The sequence below is a fragment of the Flavobacterium cellulosilyticum genome (assembly GCF_004349355.1).
In the GTDB taxonomy this organism is placed as follows: domain Bacteria; phylum Bacteroidota; class Bacteroidia; order Flavobacteriales; family Flavobacteriaceae; genus Flavobacterium; species Flavobacterium cellulosilyticum.
Genome location: NZ_SMFK01000006.1, coordinates 159,903 through 175,271, shown reverse-complemented (window position 1 = coordinate 175,271; position 15,369 = coordinate 159,903). Strand labels below are relative to the sequence as shown.

Sequence of the window (15,369 nt, the reverse complement as noted above, 5' to 3'; positions counted from 1 at the left end):
TTAACCTTCATTAGTCTCTAGAAATCTCTAAAATTTCAAATTTTAAGATGCCATTTGGAACCGTGATTTCAGCAATTTCTCCAACTGATTTTCCTAACAAACCTCTACCAATAGGTGAAGTAACTGATATTTTTCCGGTCTTCAAATCGGCTTCACTTTCGGCAACAAGCGTGTATTTCATTTCCATTCCATTGGCTTGATTCTTAATTTTTACATTCGACAAAACCAATGCTTTAGTAAGGTCTAAAGTGGTTTCGTCAATCAATCTAGCATTAGAATGTACTGCTTCTAATTTTGCAATTCGCATCTCCAACATACCTTGTGCTTCTTTGGCAGCATCGTATTCGGCATTCTCAGACAAGTCGCCTTTGTCTCGTGCTTCAGCTATATCTGCGGATGCTTTTGGACGCATCACACTTTTTAAATAATCTAATTCTTCTCTTAATTTTTTTAATCCTTCTGCGGTGTAATAAGATACTTGGCTCATAACTTCATCGTTTATATAAAATAGAAAAAATCCCATCAGGACGGGATTTCTTTCCACAAAGATACTATTAATTTTATTTTTACTTATAAATATATCACAAACATATACATTTCAAAGTTAATTAAATTAAATTTGTTTCTATAATTCTTTAACAATATTTGAATAATGAAAAAATATTTTTTCTTTTTGATGGTGTTGCCTCTTTTTTTTGGCTGTACTACCAATAATTTCAACAACAAAAATCCATATATACCTAGCTATTCCTTTTCTTTTACAATAAATATGAGTTTGCCTTCGTATTCTAAACTTTTGTATGCTAGTAATGCGGTTTACTATGCTAATCAAGGGGCGGGCAGAGGAATTTATATTTTCAATACGGGTAGCGGATATAATGCTTTTGATGCGGCTTGCCCTAATCAAGCTTTGAGTGATTGTTCTACAATGACCCTAAAAGGTATCAATGCACTTTGTGCTTGTGATAATGCAGAATATAGTTTGTTTACCGGTTTAAGTGCTGGAAAAGAATATCCTATGAAGCAATACCGAGTTGAAGTTAACGGGAATATATTAAGAATATTTAACTAAAAAAATAGCGCCTGAAATTAATTATTTCAGGCGCTATTTTTTAAATAATTTTTTACTTAGAATTTTAGGTTAATACCTACTAAGAAATTAATTCCAGCTTGTGGATAATAATAGGGATATACATCCCACATGTATCCGTTTGAAATGTATTTTTTGTCAAGTATATTGTTTACTAATCCTGAAAACACAATTGATTTGAAAACTGATTTTGGTTTAATTTCGTAACCAATATTCAAATCATTTACAAAATAGTCTGCCAGTTTAGCATCTTTTAATTCGATGTTGTTCATGTATTGCTCGCCAACAAATTTTTGTAAAAGTGAAATTTGTAGACTTTCAATGGGTTTAAAAACGAAAATGTTTCCTGCAATTATCGATGGCGAATAAGCAATAGTGGTTGTTCCGTAATTTTCACCGTCAACGGCCAAATCAACATTTTTATTGCTGCTTAAAGTAAAGTTGGGTTTGATGTAAAATTTGTCAGATATAGCAATTGTAGCATCAACTTCTAATCCTAAACGATAACTTTTTTCGCTGTTAGAACGAATTGGACTTCCAACATCGTCTAATTTGCCAGTCAAAATCAATTGGTCTTTGTAGGCCATATAATAAACATTAGAATTGATTTTTACTTTATCAGTATCAAATCTCCAACCCATTTCGAAATCGTTTAGTTTTTCTGGTTTGGCATTTCCAGTTTCATAATCGGTTCTGTTAGGTTCACGATTGGCTCTGGCATACGAAAGGTATAAAACACTTTTAGAATCTAAGGTATAGTTTAATCCTGCTTTTGGATTGAAAAAATTAAAGTTGTCGTTTACCAATCCTGTTTCATAACTATCTGCTTTGTAACTCACATTTCTAAGTTGTAAATCTCCATACAAACTGATTTTATCACTAATTTGATAATTGGCTTTCGCAAAAACATTCCCATCCGTTTTTATAGCAGCGTCATCGTAGTAATGGTCGCCCAATTCACTTTGAGACGCATATCTTGCCCAGATTACTTTCCCAAAATGGGCTCCTTCGTATTTATTCCATCCACCACCAAAAATCACATTTAAATTTTCTTTATCGTATATAGCAGAAAAAGTGGTTCCGTAGAAATTATTGTCCAACCATTTTTGACGAACTAAATCGGTTCTATTGATGGTTGTGATGCCAATTACAATTGGAGTTAAATTATAGCTAGAGAATTTTGCATCTTCTTTATAATTTTCATAATAGCCTTTTCCTTTGGTATAATGAACGGCCAAGTTCGTGCTCCAGTTGCTTGATACTTTTTCGTTCCAATGCAATTGAAAATGGTCTTGTTGGTAATTATCGGTTTCATTATCATAGTAACGTGTTTGATTATTTTCGTCAGTATACATTCCAGCAGAATTAAATGTTCTGTCAGAAGCTAAAGTTTCCGCATCGGTACCATTCCAAGATTGATACGTTTTTTCTTTTCCTCCAAAAACCAAGGCTTTGATTAAAGTAGTTTTGCCAATGTAAGTTCCTTGAAGAAAATAAGATTTCAAATCAGAACTAGCTCTGTCTATATAACCATCCGATTTTAAAGCGGATAAACGACCCGCAATTTCAAAATGGTCATTCATTAAACCAGTGCTAAATTTGACGGTGTTTTTAAAGGTGTTAAAACTTCCAATAGAACTTGAAATTTCTGCCTTGCTTTCCTTCGAATAATTGTCAGTTAACATATTCAAACTAGCTCCAAAAGCTCCAGCTCCATTTGTCGAAGTTCCTACGCCGCGTTGCAATTGCAAACTCTCTATAGAAGAAGCAAAATCGGGCATATTTACCCAATAGGTTCCATGACTTTCAGAATCGTTGTAGGGGATTCCGTTGATAGTAATATTGACACGTGTAGCATCACTACCACGAACACGAATTCCGGTATAACCCACGCCATTTCCAGCATCGGAGGTGGTAACAACCGAAGGTAGGAAGTTCATTAAAATAGGGATGTCTTGACCTAAATTTCTATATTTAATGTCTTTTTTGTCGAGATTACTAAACGAAACAGGAGTTTTTGTTGTGGCACGAATAGCTGAAACTAATACTTCGTCAAGTTGATTGACTTTTGTTGAGTCTTTTGGTTTTTCTTGTGAAAATGAGGCATTAGCAACAAGGCATAAGGCAATAGAGAAAGAAAAAGTGATGAATTGGTTTTTGACTTTACTTCGCTTGTTTGAGATTTGGCTTTTGGCTTTTGGCTTTTGGCTTTCTTTTAAAAATAAATGGTTCATCCGTAAATGATTTACGAATAAAAGGGGGAATTATTCTTTTGTTAAATTAAAAATGATTGATTCAGATTTTAAGAATAACAGTGTTCTTCTTAAATCTATTTCCCTTGACAACATTACTCGTCCAGGTTCGTTGGGTATAATCTCAGCTCGTTATTTAGAGCACCCCTTTGAGACGGGGCAAATATATAAAAAGTATTAAGATAATAGAATTAAGTATTAAGAATATTAGAAATTTAATTCTGTCTTACGTCTAAATCTTTCTTAAATATCTCCCTAATTCTCATTGCATCAATATTTTAGTATCACTTTGTCTTAATGCTTTGTACTATTATCTTAACACTAATGGTCCGGTTTTCGACGGGATTTTTTTATTTCAGAAATGTTCTTTTTATTCTTAATACGTTTTCGAATTGCAGATTTTGGAATTTTTGTGGCTTTTCTAATTTTTGGAATCAAAAGTCCAGTTGCGATAATGTCTAGAAACCGTTTTGTAACAATTGATTTGTTTTTAAGCTGACTTCGGTCTTCGTCACAGTTTAAAATTAAAACTAAATCGGATGTTAATCTTGAAGATAGTTTAACTTCTAGACGCAATTTTTCTTCTTCGGTCAAAGCTTGTGAGTTTTTCAAATCAAAAGACAAAACCACTTTCGACGAGACTTTGTTTACGTTTTGACCTCCAGCGCCACTGCTTCGAACGGCTTTGTACTGTAATTCCGATATGATTTTTTCTGTTTCCAAAATTTAGAGTTGGTGCGCTGGTTTTAGTAAATCATTAACCGTTTTTACTGGATTGAACGTGATAAGAGGCACTTCGATAAATAAAGTAATCCATTTAGACATGGCTCCGTTCCATAATCCCGGTAATTCATATGCTTTTAATGGTTTTCCGTTCTGATTTTTTTCTACTATAAAACCACTTTCATGGTCAATAAATTGAGTTAAATCGAATTTTTCGTTTTTATAATTTCGGATGCCACAAATCAAATCTACAGGGTTGAAATGCGTAGCAGATTTTAAAATCTCAGCTTGAGCTGGGTTTTTTAAATCGACTTGAGAAGTTTCTACAATTTGTAACGAAATAGTGCCATTGGTATCTCGAACCCAAAATGGACCACCTCCAGAGTCACCGTCATTTTTCACCATTCCGCAAACTCGAATTGGGCGATTTAGGGTGTTTTTGATGAAATTTATTTTGTTTTCTAAAGTGTAATTAGCAAAATCTTCGGGTGTTTTTATGTTCAAATTAGCATTAGCGAAAGCAATAATTTCTTCAAGATTAACTTCTTTTTTGTTTTCGATAGCATTCAAATAGCCAAAAGTTTTTTGTTGCAATTCTATCAGAATTCCTGCTAATGCTTTTTTGTATAATGTGGTTGTTTCTTTGTTGTTTTGAATAACGTTGTCAATGTTTTTTATAAAGATAATATCCGATTCAAGATCCTTTAAATTGGCAATTAAAGCGCCATGTCCGCCAGGTCTAAAAACTAATTTTCCGTTTTCGTCTCTAAAAGGCTTGTTGTCTAAATCTACTGCAATGGTATCTGTGTTTTTGTTTTGGTACGAAAAACTGATGTTTATTTCGGTTTCTGTCGCCTTTTCGACTTTGCTTTTGGTGGTATTTATTATATTTTCAAATTCGTTTTGATGGGTTTCAGAACAGGTAAAATGCAATTGTGACTTTTCTTTTGTGCTAGAATATATCGCACATTCGTTGAGATGTTCTTCAATTGGAGTGGCAATGTGTGATGGATATTTGTGAAAAGGAAGGATGCCTTTTGGTTTGTTAGCATAATTAAAGTGCTCTGATGCCAACATTGTTTTTATAAAATGGTAATTTTTCGCATCACTTTCTAAAGTGTCAAAATCAGGGTGGATTTCTTTTAATTTCGCATGTATTTCTTCAAAAAACGGAAGCTTTTCAAGACCTGAAATAAAATCAGAAAGTTCATTGTTCTTTTTTCGGATTATATATTCATTTATGCTTTCCTTTTCGAATTTAAAATCATTCAAAAATTCATTCAAGAATTTAAACATTCTGCTGGCAGCTCCAGAAGCTGGGACGAATTTTTTTAACTTGTAATTTGATTTGTTGTTGTCGTAAAAAGCTGCTTTTTGTTGTGATTCGACTTCGGATAATTTAACAATTCCTTTTTGAGTTGTAGCTGCTTCAACTAAATCAGCTTTAGCAATACCGTTTTTGAAATAATTCAATTGTGTCTCAATGGTTTCTACCGAGATGTTGTGTTCGTTTATTTGTGCAAAATCAAGTGATGAGAATTCCATAAGTTTAGCTTTTTCTAATTCATTAATAATTGTAATTGCTTTGTTTAAGCGTAAATCTTTGTTTCCAGATAGAATAATAAAGGGTTTGTTATTATCAATTAAAGTCTGTTTGAAAACTGCAAAAACAGTGTCTCTACCTTCGGGTTTGTCTCTCAAATCGTCCTTTTCCCATGGCACGTCGATATCGGTTAAAAAATACAAATCATATTCATGTTCACGAGCTGCTTGGTCTAATATAGGATCGCAATAGTTGTAGTATACTTCCGAAAACACTTTTGTAACCAATAGATTGGTGTCGCAAAAAAGGAATTTATTAGCTTTAGCAAGACTGTCGTTTTCTAATTTTGTTTGACCATAAGCGATGGGAAGCATGTCGTTAACGTCGCAAATTTGACCCGTTTTATTCCACTTTTCTTGAAGATAATTACGCGCATATTCGGGAACCCAAGCCGTTTTAAAATGGTCGGCAAGTTGAATTGCTAAAGTAGTTTTGCCGGTAGATTCCGGACCAAAAAGAGCAATTTTGATTATTTTTGGACTTCCTGTGTTGGGGAGTTGTCTAAGGTTTTCTTCCATTCTAAATAGGCTGTAATTGCTAAAATTGTAAAAATTAAATATTGTAAGGACAACATTCCTAATCCTCTATAGGCGTATAATGGGGTGACAATCAAGTCTCCCAGAATCCAAAGTGTCCAATTTTCTATTTTTTTCTTAGCCATATACCACATTCCTGTAAAGAATATGCCCGAGGCAAAAATATCTATATAATTGTCATATTTGATTTCATAATCAAAAAAAGTATATATACCGAAAACTACAAATATTGTAACAAAAAACAATGCAATTCCTATTATTTTTTCATTACTATTTGTTCTAGTAATTTTCAAGCCATCTTTTTCAGGGCCTTTTTTAGACCAATAGTACCAACCATAAATGCTCATTATGGTAAAATAACCGTTAATCATCATGTCACCAAGATAGCCCGCAATATAAAGTAAATAAGTAGTAATTATAGTGGCAACTAAACCTGTAGGATAAACCCAAATATTTTCTTTTTTGGCATACCACACACTCAAAATTCCGAATACAAAAGCAATGAATTCTAGCACAATATGAAAAGTAGAAACATTTTTATAGGCATTGATGAAAAAATCGATCATTGGATTTTTAATTGTTAATTAACGATATTTGATTTCAGATTTAAAAAAAAATTAAGATTCTTTTCAAATGCAGTGCCAATAACTACCATATCAGCACCTGCTATGTATGCTTTCTGAATACCTTGCAAATCTACAATTCCGCCGCCAACAATAATTGGAATTCCGATATTTAGAGCAACTAATTGTATCATTTCTGTTGGAACGGTCTGATTGGCACCACTTCCTGCTTCGAGATAAATAAGCTTGTTGCCCAACATTTCGCCTGCTTGGGCTGTTGCAATAACCAAATCGGGATTGTTTCTGTCCAATGGGATTGTTTTACTAACCCTTTCTACTGCCGTTTCTGTACCGCTTTCGATAAGTATATAACCTGTGGAGATGATTTCGAGATGGGTTTGTTTTAATATTGGAGCCGCTTTTACTTGATGTTCAATTAAAAAATCAGGATTTCTCCCAGAGATTAATGTCAGGAACAAAATGCCATCGGCTTTATTCGAAATTTGAGACGGATTACCAGGGAAAAGTATTATTGGTAAAGAGCAATTTTGTTTTATTTTTATGATCAAATCGTCAAGAATATCAGTTTCGACAAGGCTTCCGCCAATGAAAATATGTGTTGCTGGTGAATGGTTTATTTTTTCAACTAAAACAGCTAAATTTTTCAAGTCGATTTTGTCTGGATCAAGGAGAATGGCCAATAATTTCTCCTTTTTAGCTTTTGATTGAAGTATGTTGTTGTAAATGTTTGTCATTTATTATATGTGTGTTAGATTTGACAACTTTTTAAAAGTTGTCAAATCTTTTCAAATTTAGCCTAAAGCTTGTTGATTATGGTTTTTGATAGGAGGCTTTTGTTGAAAATTTTTGTAATTAAATATGTTTGAAAGATTTGACAACTTTTAAAAAGTTGTCAAATCTAACAAATCTTTATTTTTTTAATCTTCTATGAAAAAATCTCTTTCACCGGAATCAATATTACGTGCGTATTCGAAATGACAATATTTAAAATTATCAATGTCATCAAAATATTGAATCACTTCATCTTTTTGCAATTTAGTGCCTTTATTTGAGATTAAATTATGATAAGAGGACCATTTCCAATCTTTAAAATCTTTTACTAGATTGTGTTTTTGTGCATTGGTATTTATGTAACAGATTAATTCTCTTAAATAGTTTTCGTCTTCTACTCTAACACGTTTAAAAGGGGTTTGGAAAAGTGTCCCTATCCTGTTTTGTTCTTTGTTGAATGCCATTGCATAACTTTGAAAAAACTTTTTAAATTGATGACTTATAATATCGTGTGTAGTTTTTTGTTGGTTTGATTGTTCTAGATTTGACAACTTTCGAAAAGTTATCAAATCTATCAAATTATTCACTTTTATCATGAAATGAAAATGATTTCCTAACAGGCAATATGCGTAAATGGTAATGTAATTGGATAAGTATTTGTCAAATTGTCGAATGAAAAATTCATAATTTCTATCCGAAGTGAACATTATTTTTCTGTCTACAGATCTGTTATAAACGTGATAGATTCCGTCGTTTTCAAATCGGGTGTAATAATGTTCTTTTTTTGCCATTTCTGTAGTTTTTTAAATTTTTTTGATTTGACAACTTTTAGAAAGTTGTCAAATCTTTTCTAGTGCATATGTTTTTTTGTTTATGAGTAATATGACTCCTGAATATAGATTCGACAACTTTTTGAAAATTGTCAAATCTTCTCAGATCATTTGCAATACATAAATTGTAATACTTGTTTTTTAATTCTTGATACCTGTGATACCTGAATATAGATTTGACAACTTTCTAAAAGTTGTCAAATCTTCTCAAAAGCATATACTAAAGTAAAATTTTCAAATTCCTCGAAATATACATTGAATTCTTGTTTTGTGTTTTCGAAATCGAGTAGGGCTGTGGTTTTGGTGTCTTTGAGTTCGAATGTGTTTACCTGAATATGATTTTTGAAACTGATGCCGCTTTCGTTTCTTATTTTAAAAATGGATTCTTTAACGCCCCATTTTACAGTTAGTTTTCGAATGTAATCATTGGTGTCAAAACATCTCAATCGACTTAGTTCCTTTTCGTTTACAAATTTATCGGCGATGCGCATGATTTTTTCTCGTTGCAATTCGATGTCGATTCCTGCAGCATCCTCAGAAATAATGATGACCGAAAAATTGTGCGAATGCGTAATTGACACTTCGACAGGCTCAGTATGACGTTCATTTGGATTCAGATATGGTTTTCCGAATGCGTCATAATGCAGGTCAAAATCATTGAAACCAGCTTCTTGCAATAACATTCGAACACTTAGAAATCCACGTTGGTGCAACTCAGACTTCATTCCGTTAAGTCGAAGTTGTGTTGTTTCTTTTAATACGACCTTACTCAATAGGTCCTCTAAGGATTCGGTTATTTTCCAAACTAGGATTTGTGTTGTCGAATTGAAGTTTATGGTTTTGTAAAGTGGCATTTTAATGTCGTGATTTTGTAGCCCCGATAGAAGTGGTATCCTTTATGTTCTTCCTTTAAGAACATAAAGATATAGCGAATAGCGGGAAATAGCTTCAAATTAATAAATTATTTCGTTAAGATTCAAAAGATTAGACTATTAAACAATTCATAAATATTTACGATTCCTTTTTAAATCATAACTTATTACGTAATTTTGCAAAAAATTTATAATTACAAATATACTATAAATGAGTACATCGACTATGCCTTATGTGGCTTTCAAAGTAAAAGACATTTCTCTAGCGGCTTGGGGAAGAAAAGAAATTGAATTAGCAGAAGCTGAAATGCCAGGTTTAATGGCACTTCGTGCTGAATACAAAGACGAACAACCTCTTGCTGGTGCTCGTATTGCAGGATGTTTGCACATGACAATTCAAACTGCGGTTTTAATTGAAACTCTTATTGCTCTAGGTGCCGAAGTAACTTGGTCATCTTGTAATATTTTTTCAACTCAAGATCAAGCTGCTGCTGCAATTGCTGCTGCAGGAATTCAGGTGTATGCTTGGAAAGGCTTGAACGAACCAGATTTTGACTGGTGTATTGAGCAAACATTGTTCTTTGGTGAAGATAGAAAACCATTGAACATGATTCTTGATGATGGTGGAGATTTGACCAATATGGTTATTGACCGTTTCCCTGAATTGGTTCCTGGAATCAAAGGATTGTCAGAAGAAACGACTACTGGTGTTCACAGATTGTACGAAAGAGTAAAAGCAGGAACTTTGCCAATGCCGGCTATCAACGTGAATGATTCGGTTACTAAATCGAAATTTGACAACAAATACGGTTGTAAAGAATCAGCAGTTGATGCAGTTCGTCGTGCTACAGATATTATGTTGGCTGGAAAAAGAGTTGTTGTTTGTGGATACGGTGACGTAGGAAAAGGAACTGCTGCTTCATTTAGAGGTGCTGGTTCTATCGTTACAGTTACTGAAATCGATCCAATTTGTGCATTACAAGCTGCAATGGACGGTTATGAAGTAAAAAAATTAAGTACTGTAGTTGGGAATGCTGATATCATCATCACCACTACTGGAAACAAAGATATTATCCTAGGTTCTGACTTTGAGCAAATGAAAGATAAAGTTATCGTTTGTAACATTGGGCATTTTGATAACGAAATTGATATGGCTTGGTTGAACAAAACTCACGGAGCATCAAAAATCGAAATCAAACCACAAGTGGATAAATATACTATCGCAGGAAAAGATATTTTGATCTTGGCTGAAGGTCGTTTGGTAAACCTTGGTTGTGCTACAGGTCACCCAAGTTTTGTAATGAGTAACTCCTTTACCAACCAAACTCTAGCTCAAATCGAATTATGGAAAAACAGCGCGGCATACAACAATGACGTGTACATGTTGCCTAAACATTTGGATGAAAAAGTAGCTTTCTTGCATTTGGCTAAATTAGGTGTTGAATTGGAAGTTTTACGTGACGATCAAGCAGCTTATATTGGAGTTCCTGTTGAAGGGCCATTCAAACCAGAATACTATAGATATTAGATTGCTGATTTTAGATTAGCGATTTATGATTTTAGATTTAGAACCCTTGCAGTGATGTGAGGGTTTTTTGGTTTTCTTAAAAAGAATGAGATGTTTCTTAATTAATAATATTTTAAAAAAAATACCTACAAATACTGCTTTGTTAATTATGTTTAGATAACTTTACAACTTACATAAACAAAAAAAACATGCTTTCTAAATTTAAAATAATTACTGATGAAATTTCAAAAACAATAATAATTGACAAAGATTTATTTCTCTTCAAATTAGACAAAGAAAAATTAATACATCAAAATGATTCAATGATTGAATATGATAAACACTTTATTTTCAATCATACTTTTTTAGAATATCAATATCGAGAAAACATTAAACACCAATGGCGCTCAATTACATTTCGCATTTCCAAAGAAGTGATAGAAGAATTTATAAGATTCATTAATCTTATCCTTAAAAAAATTAATGAAAGAGAAATAAATATTGAAAGTTTCTCTAAAGAATTTAAATACATTGAAAATAACTTTCCATATTTTTTTGGATATAAAAAAGGGGAAGACTACTTTGTCGATTTTGCAGAAAAACAGATCAATTAGATTAATTATTCATAATAAATAATTAATAGATTGACTTCAATTTCCAGAACAAAATATTGCATAATTACTAATTTTATTAAAATTAAACAAATCATAAACTATGAAAGATTTAACTATCAAATCGATAATTTTTAGCTTTCTTTTTTTTCAATTCTCTGTAAGTAAAAGTAATGCACAAACAGAAAAGGAAACAATAGACTTTTTAAACACAATGTTTGTGACATATTGCACTCCAATGCCAGACAACCCTTTTACACATCAGGCTGCGCCTATGAAATATATCGTTTCTACTAAAATAGATCCTGATTCAAATGCTAAAGTAATTGTTTTTGATTGTTACGTTAGTAATCGTATACTTTCAACTTATTTATTTCATCCAAAATCAATAAATTCAATTACTGTTACACCTAATGAATACAATAGCGCAATTTTTGTTTTAAGAATTTTAAATAAGGATGGTACAGTTAAATATATTCCTTTTGACCATAAAGAAGATTACAGCTACAAAGATTTTATACAAATACCAATGACAACATCTTTAGAAAAAACAAATAGAGTAAAAAAAGGCATTACCCATTTACTAGAGCTGAATGGAGTAGAATTCGGAAACGAAAACTTATTCAAAGATTAATTTCCAACTCTTCCAAGCTTTCAGCTTTCCCTACAATATAAAACATCAAAACTCCTATTCTCCCAAAAGTCTAGTTTTTTTAACAACAAAGCTTTTATTAATAACCTGAAATATTTTATACCTTTATATTTCAATTGAATACTTAATAAAAAGACTACACATACTGTAAACATAAAAGACATTTCTCAAATTGCCATCATCAAAAAGATTTTGAAAGCGTTTGATGTGGAGGTGATTGAGCAAACTAATGAGATTACAAATCCAGAAATCATTGAAAGGTTAGAGAAACACCATAAAAACTTTCAGGAATCAGCCTACAGAGAAGAAAACTACATCAAAGTAGATGCCAAAAATATATGTGCAGATATTCAATAGAGATAAACAAAGAAGCCTGGCTGATTTATCAAAAATAAAAAAGTCTGGAAAGAAAGCGGATATTTCGAAAATTGAGAAAATATTTCTAGAATTAGAAACGCATCCAACAATTGGAATTGGCAAACCTGAGAAACTGCAATACAAGGATGAAAATGATTGGTCTCGGCGAATTAACAAAAAAGAGTGATTGATAAATGAAATTATCGACCACGAATTTGTGGTAATTATCATTTCAGCCTTAGGGCATTATAATGATAAATAATTTTCATCTTAAAGTTACTTCAGAAATACAACATCAAAGCTCCTAACTTTCAAAAGTCCTGGAGCTTTTTTAACCAAAAAGTTTTAACTATCAATTTTATTATGGCTTGTTTTTTACATTTTTTAAAGAAGTAAATTGGTGACTACATCTTACAATAATTATATAAATTTATTTTAAAATAATATAAAAAGAAAACCAAAACATCTCATTAACTTCATAAGTATTTAAAATTTAAATAATTATGAAAAAAGGCTGCCTTTTATTTCTATTCGTAATGCCATTCTTTTGTGTGGAACAAAGTACGGTAAAAGCCGATTCGCTTGGCTCTCCTACCAAATCGTACGGTAATTATTCTAAAGTAATCGGATGGAAACAGGGGCAAACACCCATAGCGCCACCTGGATTTACAGTGACAAAATATGCAGACGGCTTCCAAAATCCTCGTTGGATGTATGTCACCCCAAATGGTGATGTTTTGGTGGCTCAAAGTAATTCTAACTACAGCCTTTTCAAACAAATTGGAGCTACGTTGATAGGCGTCTGGAGATCCAATAATTTAAAACATAGTGCCAATATTATTACTTTACTTCGAGATAGCAATAAAGACGGCATTCCAGATTTGAGAACAACTTTTCTTACTGAGGGACTCAACCAACCATTCGGAATGTTGGTGATTGGCAATTGGTTTTATGTTGCTAATACCAATGCGATACTACGCTATCCCTATAAGGATGGCCAGACAAAAATAACTGGCAAGGGCGAAAAGATTGTTGATCTTCCGGCAGGAAAACACAATAGACACTGGTCCAGAAATATTATTGCCAATAGTGATAACTCTAAAATCTATATTGCAGTAGGTTCTGGATCTAATATAGCTGAAAACGGAATAGCTAACGAGTTGCTTCGCGCCAACATATTAGAGATAAATCCTGATGGTTCTGATTTAAGAGTTGTTGCTGCAGGACTTCGTAATCCAGTAGGAATGGATTGGGCGCCAGGAACCAAAACTCTTTGGACAGTGGTAAATGAACGAGATGGACTGGGAGACAATCTCGTTCCTGACTACCTGACTTCAGTTCAAGAAAACGGTTTTTATGGTTGGCCATATGTCTATTTTGGACAACATGAAGATGTTAGAGTAAAGGAAATGAAACCCATATTGGTAAAAAAAACCTTAGTGCCCGATTTTCCTTTAGGCGCACATACCGCTTCCCTCGGGCTAGCATTTTACACCGGAACTTCTTTTCCTGAAAAGTACAAAAATGGTGCTTTTATAGCGCAGCATGGGTCTTGGAATCGAAAAAAAATATCAGGTTATAGAGTGGTTTTCGTTCCATTCAAAGACGGAAAACCTTCGGCAAAATCTGAAGACTTCCTAACTGGTTTCATTGTAAATTCAGAAAAAGATGTCGTTCATGGTAGACCTGTTGGCATAATTGTTATGCCTATTGGAGACCTGCTAGTTACAGATGATAAAACCAACACCATTTGGAGGGTAAGTACATCAAAATAAAAGTATTGATAATATAAATATTTTCTTTTCAAAATCACACGATTCGTAAATACGATCTGACATTAAAGATCCTAGTTTTAAATGCCAGGAGCTTTTTTTTAACCTGAAAAGTCACATAAAACTAGATTGATTTTTGTTTTCATACCCATCTAATCCCTAGTCTTTTTTATGTAAATTAGCCAATACATAAAAAACTATCAATTCAAATTTTATTATAACAAACATGAGAGCAAAAAACATATTAGAAACCATTGGAAATACACCTGTAGTTAAAATCAATAAATTATTTGGAAACAAAAAAGAAGTTTGGATTAAATTAGAAAGATCGAATCCTGGTAATAGTATCAAAGACAGGATTGCACTATCAATGATAGAAGATGCCGAAAGTAAAGGATTGTTGAATGCTAATAGTGTAATTATAGAGCCGACATCTGGAAATACAGGAATTGGAATCGCATTGGTTGCTGCTGTCAAAGGTTATAAAGTGATATTGGTAATGCCAGATTCTATGAGTGTAGAGCGTAGAAAATTAATGGAAATTTATGGTGCTGAATTTGTACTTACGCCACGAGAAAAGGGAATGAAAGGCGCTATCGAAAAAGCAGCCGAATTGGTCCTTGAAACTCCAAACGCATGGTCGCCTAAACAATTTGACAATCCAGCTAATGTTGAAGTACACGAAAGAACAACTGCACAAGAAATTATTGCCGATTTTCCTAATGGCTTAGATTATGTTATCACCGGAGTAGGAACTGGTGGTCACATTACAGGCGTGTCAAAAGTTTTGAAAGCTAAATTCCCTAATATAAAAGTAATCGCTGTAGAGCCAGAATTATCTCCGGTATTAAGCGGTGGAATTCCTGGACCACATCCTTTACAAGGAATAGGAGCGGGGTTTGTTCCATCGATTTATCGTTCTGAATTAATTGATGAAGTAATACAAGTTTCTAAAGAGGATTCATTTGAATTCGCTAGAAAAATTGCTTTAGAAGAAGGAATTCTTGTTGGGATTTCAACCGGAGCCTCATTGGCGGCTGTTGCAAAAAAACTGGATACTATTCCTGATGGTGCGGTTGTGCTAACTTTTAATTACGATACAGGCGAAAGATATTTATCAATCGAAGGATTGTTTTAATACTTATATTCCTATTTTTAAAAACCCTTGCAGCAATGTGAGGGTTTTTTATTATTACTACACTTTGCATA

At 32.9% G+C, this 15,369-nt stretch carries 16 protein-coding genes; 8 read left to right on the top strand and 8 right to left on the bottom strand.

The window, feature by feature from the left end; all coding sequences use genetic code 11:
- Positions 1 to 10 precede the first annotated feature (10 nt).
- On the bottom strand, positions 11 to 487 hold the full coding sequence (greA, locus tag E0F76_RS11415) for a transcription elongation factor GreA (protein ID WP_132005836.1): 477 nt from the start codon (positions 485 to 487) through the stop codon (positions 11 to 13).
- Positions 488 to 652: 165 nt separating this feature from the next.
- Between greA and E0F76_RS11410 the strand changes: the two genes are divergently transcribed.
- Positions 653 to 1,072, top strand: a complete 420-nt coding sequence (locus E0F76_RS11410; protein WP_132005833.1) for a Rieske (2Fe-2S) protein — start codon at positions 653 to 655, stop codon at positions 1,070 to 1,072.
- A 56-nt stretch (positions 1,073 to 1,128) separates the two neighbouring features.
- On the opposite strand, the gene E0F76_RS11405 is transcribed toward E0F76_RS11410, so the two are convergent.
- The 7 genes from E0F76_RS11405 to E0F76_RS11375 all read right to left on the bottom strand — a co-directional run bounded on the left by E0F76_RS11405 (position 1,129) and on the right by E0F76_RS11375 (position 9,243).
- Positions 1,129 to 3,324: a TonB-dependent receptor gene (locus E0F76_RS11405; RefSeq protein WP_132005830.1), complete on the bottom strand. Its 2,196-nt coding sequence runs from the start codon at positions 3,322 to 3,324 to the stop codon at positions 1,129 to 1,131.
- A gap of 339 nt (positions 3,325 to 3,663) precedes the next feature.
- Entirely contained in the window at positions 3,664 to 4,065 is a 402-nt protein-coding gene (gene arfB, locus E0F76_RS11400; RefSeq protein WP_132005827.1) for an alternative ribosome rescue aminoacyl-tRNA hydrolase ArfB, read from the bottom strand.
- Between the two features lie 3 nt (positions 4,066 to 4,068).
- Positions 4,069 to 6,186, bottom strand: a complete 2,118-nt coding sequence (locus tag E0F76_RS11395; RefSeq protein ID WP_132005824.1) for a DUF4301 family protein — start codon at positions 6,184 to 6,186, stop codon at positions 4,069 to 4,071.
- Positions 6,138 to 6,770: a nicotinamide riboside transporter PnuC gene (pnuC, locus tag E0F76_RS11390; protein WP_132005821.1), complete on the bottom strand. Its 633-nt coding sequence runs from the start codon at positions 6,768 to 6,770 to the stop codon at positions 6,138 to 6,140. Before pnuC ends, E0F76_RS11395 begins: the two co-directional genes overlap by 49 nt.
- A 14-nt stretch (positions 6,771 to 6,784) precedes the next feature.
- Complete coding sequence (locus tag E0F76_RS11385) at positions 6,785 to 7,522, bottom strand: phosphoglycerol geranylgeranyltransferase (protein WP_132005818.1); 738 nt, start codon at positions 7,520 to 7,522, stop codon at positions 6,785 to 6,787.
- Positions 7,523 to 7,705: 183 nt separating this feature from the next.
- Positions 7,706 to 8,350 carry a hypothetical protein gene (locus E0F76_RS11380; RefSeq protein WP_132005815.1) on the bottom strand — a complete coding sequence of 215 codons (645 nt, stop codon included), beginning with the start codon at positions 8,348 to 8,350 and terminating at the stop codon, positions 7,706 to 7,708.
- Positions 8,351 to 8,586: 236 nt separating this feature from the next.
- Entirely contained in the window at positions 8,587 to 9,243 is a 657-nt protein-coding gene (locus tag E0F76_RS11375) for a 4'-phosphopantetheinyl transferase family protein (protein WP_132005812.1), read from the bottom strand.
- Positions 9,244 to 9,472: 229 nt separating this feature from the next.
- On the opposite strand from E0F76_RS11375, the gene ahcY reads away from it, so the two are divergent.
- The 7 genes from ahcY (at position 9,473) to cysK (ending at position 15,298) form a co-directional block, all read left to right on the top strand.
- Positions 9,473 to 10,789 (top strand): adenosylhomocysteinase, encoded by a 1,317-nt coding sequence (gene ahcY, locus E0F76_RS11370; RefSeq protein WP_132005809.1) that lies wholly within the window; start codon positions 9,473 to 9,475, stop codon positions 10,787 to 10,789.
- Between the two features lie 188 nt (positions 10,790 to 10,977).
- Positions 10,978 to 11,382: a hypothetical protein gene (locus E0F76_RS11365; RefSeq protein ID WP_132005806.1), complete on the top strand. Its 405-nt coding sequence runs from the start codon at positions 10,978 to 10,980 to the stop codon at positions 11,380 to 11,382.
- Between the two features lie 217 nt (positions 11,383 to 11,599).
- Positions 11,600 to 12,013 (top strand): hypothetical protein, encoded by a 414-nt coding sequence (locus E0F76_RS11360; protein WP_132005803.1) that lies wholly within the window; start codon positions 11,600 to 11,602, stop codon positions 12,011 to 12,013.
- Between the two features lie 210 nt (positions 12,014 to 12,223).
- Entirely contained in the window at positions 12,224 to 12,388 is a 165-nt protein-coding gene (locus E0F76_RS19330; protein ID WP_165932688.1) for a hypothetical protein, read from the top strand.
- Positions 12,357 to 12,575: a type II toxin-antitoxin system YoeB family toxin gene (locus E0F76_RS11355; RefSeq protein WP_220398916.1), complete on the top strand. Its 219-nt coding sequence runs from the start codon at positions 12,357 to 12,359 to the stop codon at positions 12,573 to 12,575. The genes E0F76_RS19330 and E0F76_RS11355 overlap by 32 nt, the downstream gene beginning before the upstream one ends.
- 349 nt (positions 12,576 to 12,924) lie before the next feature.
- Positions 12,925 to 14,163, top strand: a complete 1,239-nt coding sequence (locus tag E0F76_RS11350) for a PQQ-dependent sugar dehydrogenase (RefSeq protein WP_407920987.1) — start codon at positions 12,925 to 12,927, stop codon at positions 14,161 to 14,163.
- A 223-nt stretch (positions 14,164 to 14,386) separates the two neighbouring features.
- Positions 14,387 to 15,298 carry a cysteine synthase A gene (gene cysK, locus E0F76_RS11345; RefSeq protein WP_132005797.1) on the top strand — a complete coding sequence of 304 codons (912 nt, stop codon included), beginning with the start codon at positions 14,387 to 14,389 and terminating at the stop codon, positions 15,296 to 15,298.
- Positions 15,299 to 15,369 lie beyond the last annotated feature (71 nt).